General features: G+C 50.0%; 13 protein-coding genes. 10 read left to right on the forward strand and 3 right to left on the reverse strand.

Annotated elements, in window-relative coordinates; translation table 11 throughout:
* The 3 genes from F1593_RS07700 to F1593_RS07710 all read left to right on the forward strand — a co-directional run.
* Positions 1 to 468 (forward strand): ISAs1 family transposase (locus F1593_RS07700; RefSeq protein WP_149400980.1); only part of this gene is annotated, 468 nt, incomplete at its 5' end.
* Between the two features lie 122 nt (positions 469 to 590).
* A complete protein-coding gene (locus F1593_RS07705; RefSeq protein WP_216368809.1) occupies positions 591 to 1,016 on the forward strand; it encodes an ArsR/SmtB family transcription factor in 426 nt (141 codons plus the stop codon).
* Entirely contained in the window at positions 1,016 to 2,077 is a 1,062-nt protein-coding gene (locus F1593_RS07710) for a cation diffusion facilitator family transporter (RefSeq protein WP_149400981.1), read from the forward strand. The genes F1593_RS07705 and F1593_RS07710 overlap by 1 nt, the downstream gene beginning before the upstream one ends.
* Positions 2,078 to 2,149: 72 nt before the next feature.
* Here the strand turns inward: F1593_RS07710 and F1593_RS07715 are convergent, their stop codons facing one another.
* Positions 2,150 to 4,258, reverse strand: a complete 2,109-nt coding sequence (locus F1593_RS07715) for a GAF domain-containing protein (RefSeq protein WP_172631943.1) — start codon at positions 4,256 to 4,258, stop codon at positions 2,150 to 2,152.
* Positions 4,259 to 4,896: 638 nt separating this feature from the next.
* On the opposite strand from F1593_RS07715, the gene F1593_RS07720 reads away from it, so the two are divergent.
* Complete coding sequence (locus F1593_RS07720; RefSeq protein ID WP_149400983.1) at positions 4,897 to 6,288, forward strand: purine-cytosine permease family protein; 1,392 nt, start codon at positions 4,897 to 4,899, stop codon at positions 6,286 to 6,288.
* Between the two features lie 143 nt (positions 6,289 to 6,431).
* A complete protein-coding gene (codA, locus tag F1593_RS07725) occupies positions 6,432 to 7,733 on the forward strand; it encodes a cytosine deaminase (RefSeq protein WP_149400984.1) in 1,302 nt (433 codons plus the stop codon).
* A 14-nt stretch (positions 7,734 to 7,747) separates the two neighbouring features.
* On the opposite strand, the gene F1593_RS07730 is transcribed toward codA, so the two are convergent.
* Positions 7,748 to 8,443 carry a hypothetical protein gene (locus F1593_RS07730; RefSeq protein ID WP_149400985.1) on the reverse strand — a complete coding sequence of 232 codons (696 nt, stop codon included), beginning with the start codon at positions 8,441 to 8,443 and terminating at the stop codon, positions 7,748 to 7,750.
* A gap of 681 nt (positions 8,444 to 9,124) precedes the next feature.
* Between F1593_RS07730 and F1593_RS07735 the strand changes: the two genes are divergently transcribed.
* The 3 genes from F1593_RS07735 to F1593_RS07745 all read left to right on the forward strand — a co-directional run bounded on the left by F1593_RS07735 (position 9,125) and on the right by F1593_RS07745 (position 14,216).
* On the forward strand, positions 9,125 to 9,505 hold the full coding sequence (locus tag F1593_RS07735) for a hypothetical protein (protein WP_149400986.1): 381 nt from the start codon (positions 9,125 to 9,127) through the stop codon (positions 9,503 to 9,505).
* 2 nt (positions 9,506 to 9,507) lie between these two features.
* Positions 9,508 to 13,245, forward strand: coding sequence for a DUF4132 domain-containing protein (locus F1593_RS07740; RefSeq protein WP_149400987.1), 3,738 nt, complete (start codon positions 9,508 to 9,510; stop codon positions 13,243 to 13,245).
* A 116-nt stretch (positions 13,246 to 13,361) separates the two neighbouring features.
* A complete protein-coding gene (locus F1593_RS07745) occupies positions 13,362 to 14,216 on the forward strand; it encodes an alpha/beta fold hydrolase (RefSeq protein WP_149400988.1) in 855 nt (284 codons plus the stop codon).
* A 744-nt stretch (positions 14,217 to 14,960) separates the two neighbouring features.
* On the opposite strand, the gene F1593_RS07750 is transcribed toward F1593_RS07745, so the two are convergent.
* Positions 14,961 to 15,350, reverse strand: coding sequence for a TetR/AcrR family transcriptional regulator (locus tag F1593_RS07750; RefSeq protein ID WP_149400989.1), 390 nt, complete (start codon positions 15,348 to 15,350; stop codon positions 14,961 to 14,963).
* A gap of 109 nt (positions 15,351 to 15,459) precedes the next feature.
* Between F1593_RS07750 and F1593_RS07755 the strand changes: the two genes are divergently transcribed.
* On the forward strand, positions 15,460 to 15,696 hold the full coding sequence (locus F1593_RS07755; RefSeq protein ID WP_149400990.1) for a hypothetical protein: 237 nt from the start codon (positions 15,460 to 15,462) through the stop codon (positions 15,694 to 15,696).
* Between the two features lie 1,021 nt (positions 15,697 to 16,717).
* Entirely contained in the window at positions 16,718 to 19,159 is a 2,442-nt protein-coding gene (locus tag F1593_RS07760; RefSeq protein ID WP_149400991.1) for an ATP-binding protein, read from the forward strand.
* Positions 19,160 to 19,162 lie beyond the last annotated feature (3 nt).

Here is a 19,162-nt window from a genome sequence, read left to right on the forward strand (position 1 = left end):
GAATGGGGATATGACAAGAAGGTACAGAAGGGTCATGGGAGGCGAGAAGTGCGGGAAATTTGGACCAGTGTCCAGATGAATGAATGGTTCGAGAAAGAGTGGTCTCATATCGCACAAGTGTTTAAGATGCGCCGATGGGTGAAAAAGGGAGAAGAAGAGCGAGAAGAAATTGTCTATGGCGTGACGAATCTTCCGAGAAAGAAGGCAAGTGCCAGGCGCATTTTGGAGTTGAATCAAAAACACTGGTGCATCGAAAACCGTCTGCACTATCGACGTGATGTGACATTAGGAGAAGATGCCTGTCAAGTTCGCATCAAAAACGCACCACAAGCGCTTGCAGCTTTAAATGGAGGAATCTTAGCATTAATGGATTGGTTGAGCGTTTCCAATGTTGCAAAACAAATGCGTCATTACTGCGCCCAGCCTCATGAAGCTTGCCAATTACTGCTTGACAAGCTTTCACGGTGAAACGGGACTACCAAAAAGCCCTGCTTTTGTGCTGCCAGATCTTGAGGATGCATTGCATCTGTGCTATACTATCTCTATGATACCTGCATGTCTGTACAGGTATGCGTGAAAGGTAAAAGTCTATGACTACCAGATCAGTGTCTGCGCAGCCATCTCTGTCTGACCCTGCTATGGATGAGTTATGCCAGGAGCGCGTTATTCACGTTGAACATGTTACGGCAATTCGCCATGCTCTCCTTCAGAATGCTGAAGCCCAGCGTATTGCGACCCTCTTCTCCGTCCTGAGTGATCCCACCCGTTTACAGGTGCTCCACGCTTTATTAATTGCTCCCGGTGGAGAGTTATGCGTGTGCGATCTAGCTACGGGCCTTGGACGTGATGATACGACAATTTCGCATCAATTACGTGTCTTGCGTCAGCATAAAGTGGTTACCATGCGTAAAGTTGGTCGGGTGGTCTACTATCGACTGGTGGATAATCACATCCGACAATTGTTACATATGGGTATTGACCATAGCAATGAACCGTCAGAGCAGGAGGTATGCTAATGAGTGTGGAACACACACATACACATTCGCATTCGCATGCACATTCCGCTCATCATGACCATACGCATGGGATGGCACGCAACACATTAAGAACAGCTTTTTTTCTGACCATAGTAATCCTACTGGCAGGTTTACTGGGCGGTATTTTCTCGCATTCGCTGGCCATGCTTTCCGATGCTGGTCATACCCTCACGGATCTGTTTGCTCTGGGATTAGCCTGGTTTGCGGCTATACAGTCTGAACGGCCATCAAATGAACGAAAGACGTTTGGTTACCATCGTGTTGGTATCCTGGTGGCGCTTTTAAATGCGGTGATATTGATTATTATTGCCATTTTGATTGCCTGGGAGGCTATCCAGCGTTTCCAGCATCCAACGCCAGTGCAACCGCTGATTATGTTCGTGGCAGCGGCAATTGCCATCGTGATCAATCTTTTCATTGGTTTTGGCCTGCAAAAAGACAGCCATAATCTCAATATACGAGCCGCCTCACTCCATGTTTTTGGGGACGTCGGTGCCTCGGTCGGGGTTATTCTGGGTGGTGTGATTATCCTGTTGACTGGCTGGACCTTTGTTGATCCCTTGTTGTCAGTTGCGATCGCTCTTTATATAGCCTATGGCGCCTGGGGTATTGTGCGTGAGACGACGGATATCTTGCTGGAGGCTGTACCAAAGGAGATTTCTTTGGAGCAATTAGTGGGGGATATGAAACAGATTCAAGGCGTCAATGCGGTACATGATCTGCATGTCTGGTGTATTGCCAGTGGAATGTTGACGTTATCCTGTCATATCTCGACCACCGAGTTATCCGGCGTAGAGAACGCGCGCCTTTTGACAGAGGTTAACTCTTTATTACAAAGCAAGTACAATATCAGCCACGCAACGATCCAATGCGAATGTAAAGATCATCAGCAGTCATGCTGCCAGGAGACCAGCCTGTATTGCTGCTTGATTAGCAACAGCAGCGCACACAATCATGACCATGGTAATCATAATCACGATTACCATGAGCATGAGCAAGTTCTGCTTTCCTCGAGGGAAGAGGGAAATCATTATCACTAACTTGCCGGCATCAGCTAGTGTAGCCTGTTCATAAGGAATTATGAGCAGGCTACTTTTTGTGAACGAGGGCGGTTATTCTCCGCTATTGCGGAGTTTATAGACTTTGATAGCGACCTGTAAGGTCAGCCAGTTACCGCGTTCCTGTAAATCAATATCACAGAGCGATTGTAGACGTTCCAGGCGTTGGATAAGCGTATTACGATGGACAAAGAGTTTCTCGGATGTCTTGGTCAGGTTCCCCGCGCATTCCAGATATGTTTCGAGGGTATCGAGCAGATCTGTATTTTTGCGTCGATCATAATTGTCAATATGTGCGATTTGATCCTGGAAGACATCACGTAAATCATCCATATGCGCAATTTTGTAGAGGTAGCGATACACGCCGAGATCGTTGAAGTGTGTCACAATGGGTGGACGCTTACCATCATTCACCTTCGAATCCTGCAAATTTTGTCCCATTTGTAAGGCTTCATTGGCCTCTGCGAAGCCGCGCCGGTAGTCTGCTATATACTGGCAGGTATTGCCAATACCGATAGATAAGAAGACGTCATACTCATTGCGCATCTGTTGAGCCAGATCCTTCAGCCAGGTTTTTAAGCGTGTACCACTGGGATCTTTGCTGAGAGGAATAATGCAAGTAATCAGGTTCTCATGTTCGTAGAAGATAGCTCCTGAATAATTATCCTGGATCCGACGGCGGATAATTCCACTCATGCGTTTATAAGCTGCCTGCAAAGAGGCCCCCTGGGTAAGACCTGTGTTTTCGCTGTTCCCTGCCAACGGAGCGGTGCGTCCACGCTCGATTTTCCCCTGTTTCTGTGTGGACGTTTCCTCATCCCAACGAGCATCCACATGGGTAATCTCGATCATTACTGCGGCGTGTGGTCGTGTCAGATCGCAACCCAGGAAGTGTGCGCGCTGGCGCAATGAATCTTCAGAGTCATTGGTGCCTTGAATCAGATCATCAAAGAAGCCCTTGATCAGATTCTTTTGTGCTAACTGATTTACCAGGTAACTATTTTTGATCGCGATTGCCGCCTGGTTAGCGATAGTTGTCAGGAGGGTTTGATCTTCAGGTGCATAGCGACGGGACTTATTGGAGTAGCAATTAATCAGTCCCAATTGTTCGGTACCAGCAATCAGGGGGGCGGATACCAGCGTTCGATACTGATTATCTTTGAGTGGATTCAGGCGTTCAAGGGTATGCTCATTTTCGTAATCAAGGTCAAGCGATGCGTGGGAGCTATCCTTGTTCAGATTTGCCTCATTAAGCTCGCGGAGACGTTCAAGGGTGGTGCGATCAATATCGATAGCATGGAATTGCCCGCGATCATTGAGATTGGGAGACGTAGCTCGTACGGTCAGCCGTCTGGCCTGTCGGGAGGATTCCATATCGCGTTCACGGGCCTGATCCATCAGCATAATCACACAGAGATCGACCTCCATTAGTTGAACAGTCAGGGTCGCGAGCGAGCGGAGCATATCATCGAGGTACAGGCCTGAACTAATCGTTTGACTTAAGACGGACAGCGTTGTTAATGTACTGAGTTTGCGCTGGGTATTTTCATACAACTGCGCATTCTCGATTGCACTGGCAACCAATGATGCTGTGTTACTTATAAATAGACGATGCTGATCCGTAAATTCGTGAGGAGCAATGGCCTGTACGGTAATCACCCCGATCAAGTGACGGGTTTTGGTGATGATTGGTACGGTCATAATGGACTGAAATTTTTCTTCCTCAAGTTCAGGAAAATAACAAAAGCGCGGATCATCGAGTGCCTCATCAGTGAGGAACACTGCTTTGCGGTGAAGCGCAACCCAACCGGCAATGCCTTCTCCGACCCCCATTGTAATCTTACCTACCAGATGATGGTACTGTTCATTCGTGCTTGCCAGGACAAGCCGTTCCTTGTCTTTATCATACAGATAGATGAATGCAATGTGGCAGGAAGTGGCGCGGACGACTGTGTCCACAAGGTGCCGTAACACGTCATCAAGCCTCAGCGTTGAGCCCACGGTGGAGATAACTTCGTTCAGTAAGGTATTTTCTTGAGTGCGAACCTCGATCTCATTGCGCAACTCGCTGTTCTCACGTTGCAGTTGTTCGAGCGTGAGCTCAGAATCGGCGGGAGAATAGGGAGGGGGAAGCTGATGATTTGTACTTGCCTTGAAAGACATACAACCTCCTGATCTGACAAATGATAGCACAGGTGTGCGTCTGTCACCACTGCTGCAATCATTGGAACCGTGGTTGTTGTAGAAGCCTCGAACCCTGTGAACAAAATAGTACTCTAATGTGTTGATGGGCGACCAATGGTGCATCACTGGAGCGTTACACCATTGGTCGCCCGATACAGGTTAGCTTCATATGGATACTCCGTCCATAACTATATATGAGCCATTGTACCCATTTTCTGGCGCTACGTCTAGAGTTTACACTGTTTTCTTACAAATTTGCTCAAAAATTGATGACAGCATAAATTTACTCTTCTGTGTCAATGTGAATTTCCCTATATCTCTATGTGTTTTTCTCCTGTTGATATCTCCACATGGAGGTACAATTCATGCTACGTGCCGTTTATAGGTAATTGAAGGAATAATTGTATGAACTATCTATTTTCCTTGCATTTTTATGGTGGAGGTTTTTGCTATAGCTGCAAATTGAAAAGTTATTGATGAGTTGACAAGACATAATCATTGCCTGTTATAATTGGGTAAGAGATCCCACATATTTGTGTACAGCGCTGTACGTATTTTTTGTATGGCGTTTTTTCTATGTTGCCCCTAATTTTTTCATCCTTAAAGGAGATACTTCCTTGGCTACTGATACCATTGAGAATGCCATTGCCGAAAGTGGCATTGAAACACGCGGTATTGAGCGTGTTGCTCCCAATGCCCGCACGCACATGCGTATTTTTGACAATTTTACGATGTGGCTGTCGGCAAATCTGGTTCTTTCTACCGTTGCCCTGGGCACATTAGCTGTGCCTATATTTGGGCTTGGTTTCTGGCAAAGCGTCGCAATTATCATTATTTTTAACATCCTGGGAGTCTTGCCCGTTGCATTCTTCGCAACCCTTGGACCCAAGCTCGGCCTCCGTCAGATGACCATCACTCGTTTCTCATTTGGCTGGTGGGGAACCGTGATTATGGCGTTTTTCAACATCGCGGCATGTATTGGTTGGTCAGCAGTTAATGTAATTGTAGGTGCGCAACTGGTACAAGCTTTGAGCAATGGTGCCGTGCCCAGTTGGGTTGGCATTATTGTCATCGCGATTTTGACAACGATTGTAAGTATTTATGGATATAAATATGTGCATCGCTATGAGCGTTTTGCCTGGATTCCCATGGCGATTATTTTTGCGCTGATGATCGTACTGGCTGCCCCCCATACCGTAATTGTACCTGCACCTGTCTTTAGCCTGGGGACATTCGCAGCGATGATCTCTTACGGTGGCGCGATTTATGGCTTTGCTACCGGTTGGAGTTCTTATGCGGCTGACTACAACGTTAACCAGCCTGAAGATACCTCCGCCAGTCGCGTGTTCTGGTTAACCTTCCTGGGTGTAACCATTCCCTGTGTGATCCTGGAAGTTCTCGGCTTAGCCGTTTCGACCGTGGTTGCCTACAATCCCAAAGGGGCTTCAACGGGTGATACGCTCTCTCTGGTCTTAAAGCCTCTGGGCGGTGTTGGTACCTTTATTATGATTTTACTGGCGCTGAGTGTCATTGCGAATAATATTCCGAATGACTACAGCCTGGGCCTCACGATGCAGGTATTGGGGAAGCCCTTTCAGAAGATCAACCGTGCCGTCTGGACATTGATCGGGGCTGTGATCTACATCCTCATTGCTATTCCTTCGTCAGCAAACTTTAGTGGAACACTGGATAATTTCTTACTACTGATCGCTTACTGGCTGGCACCCTGGTCCATTATCCTGATCCTGGAGCATTTCCGCTTCCGCCGCGGTAAATACAACGTTGAAGATTGGAATACACGCAGCAAATTACCACTTGGTTGGGCGGCGATGATCGCAATGTTGCTGGGTCTGGTCGGGGTCTATTTTGGGGCTTCACAGACATTGTTCACCGGCCCTCTCGCCAAAGCATTAGATGGCATGGATCTTGGCCTGGAGCTGGGTGTTGTGGTAGCTGCGATTGTCTATCTCATCCTTCGTCCGATTGAGTTAAAGCGCAGTGCTCGTTAATCCTATTCCCTCGACACTGCTTGCTTGAGCCACTCCTAATTCGGTTACTATAGAGAGGTCTCCCTGGTTTCGGGGATACCTCTTTTTTAGGTCTGCCAGTTATCAGCTTGCGCTGGTTACCTGGGTCAAGAAAGGATTAAATTATGTCGTATGATGTGCTGATTCGTCATGCTCGTTTGCATCGTCAGTCAGAACTGGTGGATATTGCTATTCAGGATGGAATGTTCAGCCGGATTGGGCAAGATTTATCGGCTTTATCCGCCACGCGCGTGATTGATGCCGAGGGGCGGCTCGTTTCTCCTCCCTTTATTGATGGACATGTTCATCTGGATGCTGTTTTGACTGTTGGTCAGCCACGCTATAACTCGTCTGGTACATTGCTTGAGGGAATTCAAATCTGGGGTGAGCGCAAGCCGAGCCTCTCACGTGAGGATGTCAAGCGACGCGTGCTGGAAGAGATTCAGTGGGAGGTGGCACAGGGGACCCTGCATATCCGCAGTCATGTAGATGTATGCGATCCCAACCTGACCGCCTTGCGGGCGCTGCTTGAGGTGCGCGAAGAGGTGCATGATATCTGTGATCTCCAACTGGTGGCTTTCCCACAAGATGGTATTCTTTCCTTCCCCAATGGACGCGAATTGATGCGTAAAGCGATGGAGTTGGGATGTGACGTTGTGGGGGGCATTCCCCACCATGAGTGGACACGAGATATGGGTGTGGAGGATGTTCACTATGCTTTTTCGCTGGCAAAGGAATTTAACTGCGATATCGATTGTCATTGCGATGAGACCGATGATCCTCTTTCTCGCTTTACAGAGATCATGGCCGCCGATACGATTGAGCAGGGCTGGCAGGGACGTGTCACGGGAAGCCATTGTACCGCCATGGGCTCTTATAATGATGCCTATGCATTTAAGCTCATCGGCCTTCTGGCGCGCGCGCAGATGAATGTTATCGCTAATCCTTTTGATAACGTTGTCCTGCAAGGGCGTTTTGATACGTATCCCAAGCGCCGTGGCGTGACGCGCGTCAAAGAATTGTTGGCTGCAGGTGTCAATGTGGCGTTGGGACATGATTCGATTATGGACCCCTGGTTCCCGCTGGGACGCGGTGATATGTTAGCGGCGGCACAACTGGCCCTTTACCTCTGCCATATGAGCGGATATGAAGAGATAGATGCCGTTTTCAATCTGATTACCACCAACGCGGCACGGGCCTTACGCATTCAGGATCGCTATGGTATTGAGGAAGGGAAGCCAGCCGATTTCCTGATCCTGGATGCACCAAATGCCTTTGAGGCATTACGTCTCCTCCCGGCTCGCTTACATGTCTTTAAACACGGACGAGAGGTGGCCACAACAACGTCTGCACGAAGTGTACTGCACCGGGAACATAACAGTGCTGAACAGGTTGTGACTTTCTGTCCTCAAACACAAGCAGATTAACTGTGCTGACTATCTCAGACAATATTGATCGCACGGCCAATTAAAATGGTAAGGATTGTCATGGCGATGATTGCTTCAATCATCATCAAGCATTTAGCAGGCCTGGTCAGCGGATAAGTGTCGGTGGGGCTGAGTGCTGTTGCCCCTGTGAAGGCTAAAAAAAGATAGTCCACAAAGTGCGGTGCCCAGCCCCAGCTATTGCCATCTATCTGTTGTGGAAAGAGAAAATCGCTGGCTTGATGTCCAGCCTGAAAACGCTTGTGAGGACCATCTCCATCAATCTCCCAATACCAGAGTGCAAATACCAGGATATTGCAGAGATAGAGCAATGTCCCTGTACGTAATAAGCCAATCGCTTGTATCCCCTGTTGCCTCTGAGGTAGTGTGACGACCAACAGCACAATGCCTGAGATAAGCGAGACGGTGATAATGCCTAAGAGCACAAATGCCAGGATACGGTTGGTGCGTATCGAAAAGGGATGATTCAGCCAGTAGGCAATGGTTCCAGGTAAAATTATAATAAGTTCGATCACCAGGAGTATCCAACTGGGACCCACGGTAATCCACTCCGGCAAAATCGCATAGAGTGCACCAAAGAGCAAGGCTGCTATCGTTGAAATCCATAAGGGCGCAACTCCTGCATTTTTAGGGCGTTTTCCTGTGGGTGAGAGGGTAGGAGGCTTTAATGGCAATTTATCAGTCTGCCCCATATTCTGTTCCATATTTTCAAAAACTTTCGTCACAGTTATCAATCAGTGAAATAGACTATTAGCATAATATAAGTGTCAATGCAAAGCAACGATCCTATTCTCATGAAATTGGGAGCAATTTCATGGTTCAGGGCGCTCCGTTAGGAGCATGGGCTATTTGGGTGAGAATGTGTCAGCCTCCCAATACCATTGGGATTTTGCTGCTCACTTGCTGTCAAGCTTTATTTGAAGGGCAGGGGTGCAGGGAATTGCATCCCATAGAGGTAAGCTGAGGATACGTGTAAAATCCTATCATAAAGTAATTTGTTATATTGCAGAGAGAAGAGATGCCCATCAAGCAAGCTTGATGGGCGAAGGACAAAGATCGGCTGCTTACGAATCAAGAGGAGCCTCTTCACTTTCTTCTTCCAGCCACAAAGGAAAAGGGCAGGGAAGCCTCAAGTTTTTCTAGAAGCTTGAGGCGTGGGTGTGGGGGGGAAGGTACAGGCGATGCAAGTTTTACAAGCCACAGATCTGAGTCAAGCTGTTGTGTAGCGCTACCCCTAATATGCTGGCGAATATCATGAACCACCTGTAGACGACCCCAATGCTGAAACGGATAGTACTTCTGTTGCTTTTCTTTCCATCTTCTGTCAGAAAAGTGAGAATACTAGGGAGACGGAAATTAAAAGAGGAGGCATAATGCCAACCATTACACTTCAGGACGCCTCGCTACAGGGTCAGCAACAATCACCCTGGCAGATGGATATATTCGAGGAACAGAGCACGCTGCGCGAAATTCTGCGGAGCCGGATCTATCAAGAAGTGAGCGAATATAACGCGCAAAAACGTAGCCAGTCGCTCTGTCTGATCACTCTCATGCCTGTTGACCCCCCACAGGCTGATGCGGCCCCACCTGTAGACTGGCAAACCCATTATGAACGGGCTATAGAGGCATTTAAGAAAAGACGCTATCTTGTGCTGATCAATGGGCGGCAAATGACAAAACTTGATGCGCCTGTTCACCTCACAGATCAGACGACTATCACATTTTTGAAATTAATTCCCCTTATTGGAGGATAACGATGTCAATCAGCGAGCAAGAGCAGCGGCTGCCGATCCTGGCGCCCTTGCTCAAACGTCTCACCAGCAGCGCCCATCAGCCTCAAGCAGAGGATGCGCAGGCCGTGTTTGCTGCCTACCGTCAGGAAATGGGAGATTTCACACAACCTTCGCACCAGGACTGGGACCATCCTGCCCTTGATCTGCTCCTGCAAGAGACAAATAACCAGTTAAAAGTGCAACTGGTGCGCGTGACCCTGCAAGAAATCGACCTGACGTTTGAAAGTGCAGACTGGGAGGATACTCCCTTCCGGCAGGCAATGCAGCTACTGAAGAGAGTGGGGAGAGAACCCCTCACGTATAGCAGTGACGACGTGCGGGGGCTGCTCCAGGATATCCTGAAGCATCTTTCTAGAGAAGGGTACAAAGGTCATCATCATGCAAATGCAACCAATGAACTTGTGTTCGATCTGCTGTTGCGCCTGGAACCGTTGCTCAGACAGCAAGAGTTTTTTGCGCGATGTCAGAAGGAATTGACCTCTTTGCATGCTCTGGCAGCACACTGGGGCGGTTATTATCCCTATCAGGAGGCCTATCGCGCTCGCATGATGCTGGGCAATCTGTTGTTTGCCGATAATCCGCCCGGTCTGGCCTCGCTTTTGCGTGCATATGGCAGAGGCGAGGGACCATCTCTGCAAGAGCAGGCCCAAATCTGTCTGGCGACCTATCATCAGGAACTGGACACCTATAATAATACCTCATCGCATCCGGTGACAGAAATGCTGCTTCAGGAGGCCTACCCACGTTTAAAGGTGCAACTTATCCAGGAGGCTTTGCAGGAGGCCTATGCCTGGTATGAGCCTTCTCAGCAGACGTCTCCCCCCTTTTTTCAGACCGTTTGCTTGTTAGATGTTCTCTGCACCTCGGATTTGCCGTATAACCATGAAGATGTGCGTGCTATCCTTGGCTCCTTGAGTCGTATTCTCCTGCTGCGTAGCAATGGGTATCACAGGGGAGGATATTATAAGTTTAAAGGGTATTACAGGGGAAGATTGGCCGAACATACGCTGTATACTCTCTTCAAAGCCGTGACTTCCCGGTTCACGTCGGCAGAACTGCTGGCCCTGTTTGAGAAAGAAATCAGCCAGCTCTATGAAGCTGTTTCCCAATGTGGGTGGTCCGGGCCCTCCGATTGGGAAAATATGATATGGCTTGAGTTACGGCGTGCGCTTTTTCCTGGGAGCGCAGGGCCATTGCTGGATGTGTTGCAGGCTGCTCCCGCCCCATTTGAGAGTGAGCGTGAACTTCAGATGTTCCTTGCTGCCTATCATCAGGATCTGGCCTGTGGTACGCCTAAAGAGATCGAGCCTGCGGTCCTCAAGCTCCTCAAGCAGAAACTGACGCCGCAGGCAACGATACGGCTGCTCTCTCTCCTGCTCCAGGAAGCACACAATCGCCAGACAATGCCTGATGCCTCCCAACAATCTCACCAGGATGAACAGGCACATTTGCTCTTCAGGACGCTGTGCAAAAAAACGTTGCCCTTCAGCCCAGAGGATATTCATACCATGTTGCAAGGTATGATAACGAGCACGCTCTTCACTAATGGGAACCGGCTCTGGAACGGGAACCGGCTCTGGCGCATCTCTCCTCTGCTGATCGATGTTTTTGCTTTCTACTTTGATCAGCCCGAAGTGGTTGAGACCTGTTATCCTGATCTGGAAGCCATCCGCAAGCTGTTTGAAGCAGTGGAACATCCCATTGGCGACGCCGCTCATGTTCGTCGATTTCGGCTGACGTTGCAGAGCCTGCTTTTGAAGCGCGACTACCCGTTCGACTCTCCACTCCTTCCTGACGCGTGGGCGCTGCCGATTCTCGCGGAACTCAAGGCCCTCTCGACCGAGGTGCGTGATCACTGGCTGGCGCTTTTACACCACTGTGTACGAGCCACCTCTGTCGCTCCTACCGCTCACTGGCAACAGGAGGCGCAAGGTCTGGTTGCGGCCCTGGATAGCGCTACCTTCACCAACACCCTCTATCGCTGGATCAGCTTCTTCACGCACACAAAAGGGGAACGCATGGATGGGAACAACTCGGATATTCTGCGTGGACTCCTCTGGCTCTCCATCGGGAGTAGTGACCGCGCTCAGGCCGCGCTGCTGGCCGATGTGGCAATCGAAGGCTATCACAAAATGCCAGGAGTGGGACCACGCTGCCCCAAGGCGGGGGATGCGGCGGTCATCAGCCTGGAAGGGATGCGAGGGCGGGATGCTATCGCGCAGCTAGAACGCGTCCGCCGGGCGGTCAAACAGGCTTCCTATCAGCAAAGAATCGGGAAAGCGCTTGACGCCGTGGCGCAACGCGAACAGATGACGCGCCTGGATCTGGAAGAGTTAATGATCCCCACATTCGAGCTTGAAGATGCCCAACTCCACATCGCGGTGGAGAACTGGAACGCCCATCTCACGGTGAGCGGGAGAGGAGTGCAACAGCGCTGGTTGGACCCCGCAGGAGAGCCGCAAAAGAACCTGCCAGCGGCGATGAAGCGCACCGCAAAAGAGCAACTGACGGCCCTGACCCGGCTAGTCAAGGATATCGAGCACCTGGTGACCGATCAGCGCACTCGCTTGGAGCGCCTGTTTCTCCATGAGCGGCACTGGACCCTGCAAGACTGGCGTGAGCGCTACCTGGAGCATCCCCTGCTCAGTGTGCTGGCCCGTCATCTGATCTGGCAGGTCAGCAACGGCTCACAGAGCTGGCAGATGATCTGGTATCAAGGAGCGCTGGTTGATCCTGACACGCAGCCGGTGGCGCTCCCAGAGGAGGCGCTGGTCTCGCTCTGGCACCCCCTGATGAGTACGCGCGAGGAGGTTCAGCGCTGGTGCGTCTGGCTGGAAACGCAGCGCATCACGCAACCATTCAAGCAGGCGCACCGCGAAATCTACCCGCTCACGGATGCGGAACGGGTCAGCGGCGATCACTCACGACGTTTTGCTGGACACTACATTCGTCAACATCAACTCAATGCCCTGGCGCGGGCGCGTGGCTGGACCTTTTCCTTGCACAGCAGCTTTCAAGGGTCCATCAGCGGTGATCCGGTGAGGCTAGACCTGCCGCATCTGAGTATACGAGCAGAATTTGAGGTCAACATGGCGGAGGAGGAGTTTGAGATCCCTCGCTACCTCATCACCTCGCAGGTCCGTTTTGGGCGGCTGGGGACGGGAAACCCCTATGGCTATGGCATGCAACGCCAGCCGCTGGAACAGGTGCCACCGCTGGTCTTTTCCGAGGTGATGCGCGACATTGATCTGTTTGTCAGCGTGACCAGCCTGGGGGCTGACCCCAATGGCTACAACGGCGCTGAAGAGGGAGCGCTGCAAGACTACTGGCGGCTCTACAATCAAGACGAACTCTCGCTCTCCGCGCAGGGAAGGAAACAGATTCTGGAGCGGCTGGTCCCAATGCTGGAGATGGGGGAACGCTGTACTTTTGAGGAGCGGTATCTCCGTGTCCGAGGGCATCTCTGTACCTATCGTATTCATCTGGGATCGGGCAACATTATGATGGAGCCAGGGGATCAATACCTCTGCATTGTGTATGATACAAAGGTACGCGAGGCGACCGCGGGTCAGTTCTTCCTGCCCTTTGAGGGGGATATGCTCCTGGCGCTCATTCTTTCCAAAGCCCTGCTGCTGGCAGACGATACACATATCAAGGATAAATCCATTCTCAGTCAGATTCATTCCAGGCGACGGAACTGAACTACGTTGTTGACCCTACTCAGCCTATTAGCGCTACGCGTTATACACTCATTATGCCTCTGCCCACCGTAACCTGCTAACAAAAGACCTTTACACATATGAAAGGATTAACCTGAATGTCTCTCAGCACCGCATTTGAACATCACACTGCTCAGGTCGGCGATGTCACTATTCATTACGTTCGCATGGGCAATGGCGCACCCTTGGTCTTGCTCCATGGTTGGCCTCAGACATGGTTTGCGTGGCGACACATGATTCCTCTACTTGCACAACACTATACGGTGATTGCTCCTGACTTACGTGGTTTGGGTGATTCATCAAAGCCCGTAAATGACTATGACAAGCGCACCATTGCTGAAGATGTGTATCAGCTTACTCTTCAGCTCGGCTTCGAGCACATACTGCTCGTTGGACACGATTGGGGTGGACATATTGCCTATGCCTACGCTGCGGGACATCGTGATGGGGTTCAGCGACTCGCGATTGTTGAAAGTCTTGTCCGCAGTGGTGATACTGTGCGTGATGCAGCTCTAGGAAATGATGCCTGGTTTGCGACGTTTCACCGTATTCCAAATTTGCCTGAAACGTTGATAAGTGGACGCGAACGTGTGTACCTCTCATGGTTTTACGAAAACCTTCCTGCCGTGAAAGGTGCAATTACTGAAGCTGACATCGACGAATACGTGCGCACCTACTCAGATCCTGGAGCCTTGCGTGCTGGATTTGAACTTTATCGAGCGCTTCCAACGGATCTCAAGAATAATGCCATGAGTGCCCAAAATCCGCTACGCATTCCCGTGTTTGCACTTGGTGGCGACAAGAGTTTGGGACCCAAGACGCGCCAGGCGCTCGAAGTCCTCGCAACGGACGTACGCGGGGGTATCATAAAGAATTGCGGTCACTTTGTCCCAGAGGAGTATCCTGATCTCCTAGCTAGTCAGCTTCTAGAGTTTTTTGCAGAGGAGCAATAACACGAGCATCATGAAAGCTATATGCGTTCATGCCTTCGGCAGACCAGAGGTTCTTTCCTACGAAGACGTTCCGCGATCCGAGGCTGGCCCTTCAGAGGTCCTTCTTCGCGTTACCAGTGCAGGCTCAACCCCGTCGATTGGAAGAGTTGAGCGCGTCTTTCCTCTACATCAGGAGCTTGCCAGGCATGTGGCAGGTGTTAAGTTTCCTCGACTTTAGCGTGAAGGCCAGAATGCCACAGACGGGGACGGTCGAAAGGCTTCAGACGTGCGAGCGTAACCGCGACCCTCGCGGTTACGCTCGCACAGAAGCACAGCGACACCGGGAGCCAGTGCTGCGAGAGCCGATCCTACCGTTTCATTTTTCTCTTCGCATTACCTGAGAACAGTAGGACCCAGCACCTCTTCGCACCACACCCGGAAACTGGTTGGTGCGCGCTGAGCCTCCGCCGCATCTGCTTTGTAGAATCCCTCGTCCCTCGCTTTGTGCGACAGCCATATCGGCCAGACCTTGGGCCACGGCGTCACTGGCACCGAATTGCATCATGTTCGCTTTATAGGTCCCCAAGTATTAACCATACGGGAAACAACGATAAGGACTGAAAACCATTCATGGAGCTTTCTTGCAAGCCATTTTGCCAGTTTAGACAAGGATAAACTCATTGGTTGATCCTTTCTGGATCTGTTCTGATCCAGGAAGAAACGGGTGGACGAGCTCAAAAATCCTTATCGTTGTTTCCCGTATGGTTAATACTTGGGGGCCAATTCGGGGAAGACCTGATTGAAACAAGAGAAAAACCCCTTTTCGATCTTGTGGCGAAAGCGTTGCGTAAAGAGTGGATCGCCTTGCATGCCGAGCATCACACGGTAGAAGCCAGCAAACTGCTGGATGTGTTTGAGCAGGTTGATGAGACTTGATGACACTTCAGGGGGATTTGGGCCCGCTATCACCTGCTGGTCTTCGAATGACACATACATCTCATTGAGATATTGTTCAAGCAGGTCGTATTTATCCAGATAGTGACGATAAAACGTCGAACGGTTCACCATAGCACGCTCGGTAATATCGCGTACGGTGAGGGCCGCAAAGCCTTTTTCGGCAGTACATTCGAAAAGGCATGCTGGAGCATTTTGCAGGTGCGACGAACGCGTAGATCCTCAGTTATTTCTGGGTTGTGGGCTTCTAGCGCTGCAGGCGCAAGATATTCCCATCATGCCTTTCAGTATGAAGGTGCTTTTTCTTTGGATGCCTCGCTGGCTCGTAGTCATGCTTTTCCAATCGCTCTTGCAGACGCCGACTGCGGCACCTGGTATTGATAATCAATTTGATAGTGATAATCATCTGAATACAGGTGTACTTAAAGAGAGGCATGAAATGGCCAGGGAGATGATGGCACAATTGCAGACATCGCCTCTCGCCACACCGACGCTGAGTCGTTTGATAGAGTTTTTGGAGATGCCGACTGAAGCAGGTAGGGTATGAAAAAGGGAGTGCTCAAGAAAGACTTAGCGTTGTTTTTCGTTCCGTTAATGATACTGTTGCTAAATTCATTTGCCCGGCTGAGATCGATGAGGAAATATACACTCACGCTGAGCACAGAAAAACAATTTAGCAACAGTATCCGTTAATACTCAAGGGCCCTCTTGGTGGGAAGACCTATCGGGGAGTTGCCTTTGCCATAAAAACAGAGCGCGGAAGACTGAGTGTCTGTCAACAGTGTTGGGAAGAGGAGATGAAACGGCGTGGCAACTGGCGTCAGGTAGAACTCCTTCACAGGGACAAGAAAAGATCTCGGCAGAATCTCTCCGAGAGATCACATTCAAATACTGATGGTGATCAAGGCAAATAAACAGGGTGGAATACATGGCACAGCACTCTCGCTACAGACAGGATGTCAGATCTGCCTCACACGTCTCTGCAATATAACAAATTACTTTATGATAGGATTTTACACGTATCCTCAGCTTACCTCCCATAGGTGCGAACGTAAGGCTTTTCAAGCGGGATTGCAAAGGGCTCGCCGCCCTTTGCCGGGGTTTGGAGTGTCCCCAAATACCTCTTTTTCTTCTTTTCTTCGCCGCCGCATGCGGCGGCGAGAGGGAGGTGAGAGACCGGGCCACAGCCCCAGACCTCAGGTTAAGGGTTGCACCCTTAACAATCCCGCTTACGTTCGCACCTATGGGGGGGAGACCACGGGAGGCTGACACTCTCTGAGGATAATCTTCTCTTGCGAAGTATATATGTTTGGATCAGCTTCGTCCAGTATATGATTTCTGGTATACTGAATGAGGTAAGGTGACAATTTGTTCATATTGATAACAATTTAGTGCAAATTTACCTGTATTATGTTATAGTAGCATGTAATCATCGCTTAAGTGTTCCTCTGCTGATCAGAAACTTCACGGCGTGACCGCCAGGCGGCTTGCTTTCTGGTTGTAATCATTCTTACGATGTGATTACAATTGCACGAGATGCAGGTTTTGAGGAATGAAGGGGATGTGTTGTGGTAGAGGAAGAGGGGACATGTGTAACGATGGAAGTGGAGCAATGGTGTGAACAAATACAGGTACCTGTTGTCCTACACTCACTTTTGAACGATTTTAGTGCAGTAACTGATTACCGAACATTACGTGATAGTTTGCCCCGGCGTTTAGCGACGGCGCTTCAATGTCGTTGTGTACTCCTCTATCTTCGCGTTGGTGAAACTCTCCAACTTGCTTCAGGCTCCTTTAATGATGTTCCTGGATGGTCAGCGGCTCTGCTGGCTGTGGCGCATGTGAATCCTGTAGACATTCAGGGAGGGGAACCAGAGGCTTGTGCGTGGCGTGAGCGCTGCGTGATACAACGCCCAGAAACGGCTGAGCCGACCCTGCTGGCTGTTCCTCTCCTGTATCGACAGCGCGCCATTGGTGTGCTGGTGTTGCTGCGTGGTCATGATGAAGCAGATGTGCCACGCGAGGATATGGCCCATTTTCCTCACTGCTGGGCTGCGGACTCGGCTACGATTGTAAATGCTGTGGCTGATGTGGTGGCGCTTTTATTAGAGAATACACGTCTGCTAGAGCGTGATCGCGAACGCATCCATGAATTATCGTTGCTCAATAGCATTAGTAGTCAGATGAATAGCTCTATTTTTGAGATTGAGCGCCTACGTAACGTGGTATTACAGCGGACCCGCGAGATTTCTTCGGCTGATCTCTGTGAATTGTTAGAGCCAACGACTGATCTGACCACCATATCCTGGATCACACCACGTTTACGAAGTTTGTTATTTCAACGTTTTCGTGAGCAACGAGCTCTGACTCCGATTATTATTGAGAGACCAGGAGATGGGAAGCATGCCTATGTCAATGATTATTTTGCGGAATTGCCTGCACGTATCAATACTTTTTTTGCGTTACCACTCCTGAGCAGCCAGCCGTTGGCGAAGCCGGCGCTAGAGACACTGGATTGGGCGGTGTTGGATGATATCAAGAATATTCCTCCTTCGCATCTTTTTGGTTGTGTGGTGGGCGGCTATTATCGACCCTGGAAGATGCGCCGTTCGGAGTCTGCTCTGTTACAGGTAGTTGTCAGTCAGGCGAGTGCGGTTCTGGAAAATATTCATCTGGTCGAGGAGGTCGTGCAGGCACGCAATGAGGCACGCAAACTCCTGCGTCAGGTTTTGGATGATCAGCGTTTGCATGAATTGATTCTTGAGAGTGTGCCCAGTGGCCTCATTGCAACCGATCAAAGTGGGCGTATTCATACCTTCAATCGCGCCGCTGCTATTATCCTTGGGTATCATCCTTATGAAGTGTTAGGGCAGCAACTCAAGAGGATTCTGAATTTGCGTACAGCGCGGACTTCTACTGCACGGTCGGTAGAGGTTGAGCCAACTACTATGGCTCAGCAAGAGGGATTCCTGGCTGGTATGCATATCGGAGAGGTACAGAGCGAGACGTTGTTAACAGTCGATCGGTACGAGCGTAAACTGGTGCTAGAAGTCGATATGCGGCCTCTCTATGACGATACAGGCACACAGATGGGGCTACTGACCACCTTCATCGATGTGACGGCTATGCATCGTCTGGAGGAAGAAAAGCGTCGTCTGGATCGTCTGGCTTCTCTCGGAGAAATGGCTGCCAGTGTCGCACATGAAGTACGCAATCCGCTGGCTTCAATTAAAACATCTATGCAGATGCTACACGATGATCTCTTAGGTGAGGATGCGCTAGCTCTGAATAGGAGTCAACAACGAGAATGGATTTTGGAATCTGTTGGGGTGGTACGAAAAGAAGTGGAACGGCTGGATACCATTGTGCGTGATTTGTTACTCTTTGCGAAGCCACATCAACTGCATCGGGTCCGTTGCGATATTGTTGAGCTATGTGAACAGGTTCTCGCGTTGGTACAAAATCAGTGTACCGACGCGAATGTCGCGATCCATCGTATCTTCGACGAGATGCCCCCAATCTGGGTAGATACGGGACAAATTGAGCAAGTGTTATTGAACCTTTATTTGAATGCGTTACAAGCAATGCCTGATGGTGGTATCTTGACCGTCCACGGGCATTGTATCTCAACTGAGCAGGCTATTTACGATACTGCTGACTCTGATTGCCCTCCAACGCAAAAGCCTTCTGGTGCCTCTGGTACTGCTGTCAGTGCCTATTCATGGTTGATTGATAAGCAAGTGATGCATAAGGAATTCCGAGTGCCACAATGGGTGGAAATTATTGTGCGCGACACCGGGATAGGAATGTCACCGGATCAGCTTGAGCATATTTTTCAGCCGTTTTATACGACGAAAGCGCATGGCATCGGATTAGGCCTGGCAATTTCACGGCGACTGATTGAGGACCATGGTGGTTATCTGCGTATTGAAAGCCAGTATGGGTATGGTGCGACGGTTGCGATACGCATGCCCTTTGTGGCTGATACAGGCGGTTCCGAGGACAATTGATCA

This window comes from Dictyobacter arantiisoli, from assembly GCF_008326305.1.
GTDB lineage: Bacteria > Chloroflexota > Ktedonobacteria > Ktedonobacterales > Ktedonobacteraceae > Dictyobacter > Dictyobacter arantiisoli.

Excerpts from the sequence above, each read along its gene's own strand:
- F1593_RS07710 (WP_149400981.1), top strand. The coding sequence starts at position 1,016 with ATGAGTGTGGAACACACACATACACATTCGCATTCGCATGCACATTCC.
- F1593_RS07730 (WP_149400985.1), bottom strand. The coding sequence starts at position 8,443 with ATGGGGCAGACTGATAAATTGCCATTAAAGCCTCCTACCCTCTCACCC.
- F1593_RS07755 (WP_149400990.1), top strand. The coding sequence starts at position 15,460 with ATGCCTCGCTGGCTCGTAGTCATGCTTTTCCAATCGCTCTTGCAGACG.
- F1593_RS07715 (WP_172631943.1), bottom strand. The coding sequence starts at position 4,258 with ATGTCTTTCAAGGCAAGTACAAATCATCAGCTTCCCCCTCCCTATTCT.
- F1593_RS07745 (WP_149400988.1), top strand. The coding sequence starts at position 13,362 with ATGTCTCTCAGCACCGCATTTGAACATCACACTGCTCAGGTCGGCGAT.
- codA (WP_149400984.1), top strand. The coding sequence starts at position 6,432 with ATGTCGTATGATGTGCTGATTCGTCATGCTCGTTTGCATCGTCAGTCA.
- F1593_RS07740 (WP_149400987.1), top strand. The coding sequence starts at position 9,508 with ATGTCAATCAGCGAGCAAGAGCAGCGGCTGCCGATCCTGGCGCCCTTG.
- F1593_RS07705 (WP_216368809.1), top strand. The coding sequence starts at position 591 with ATGACTACCAGATCAGTGTCTGCGCAGCCATCTCTGTCTGACCCTGCT.
- F1593_RS07735 (WP_149400986.1), top strand. The coding sequence starts at position 9,125 with ATGCCAACCATTACACTTCAGGACGCCTCGCTACAGGGTCAGCAACAA.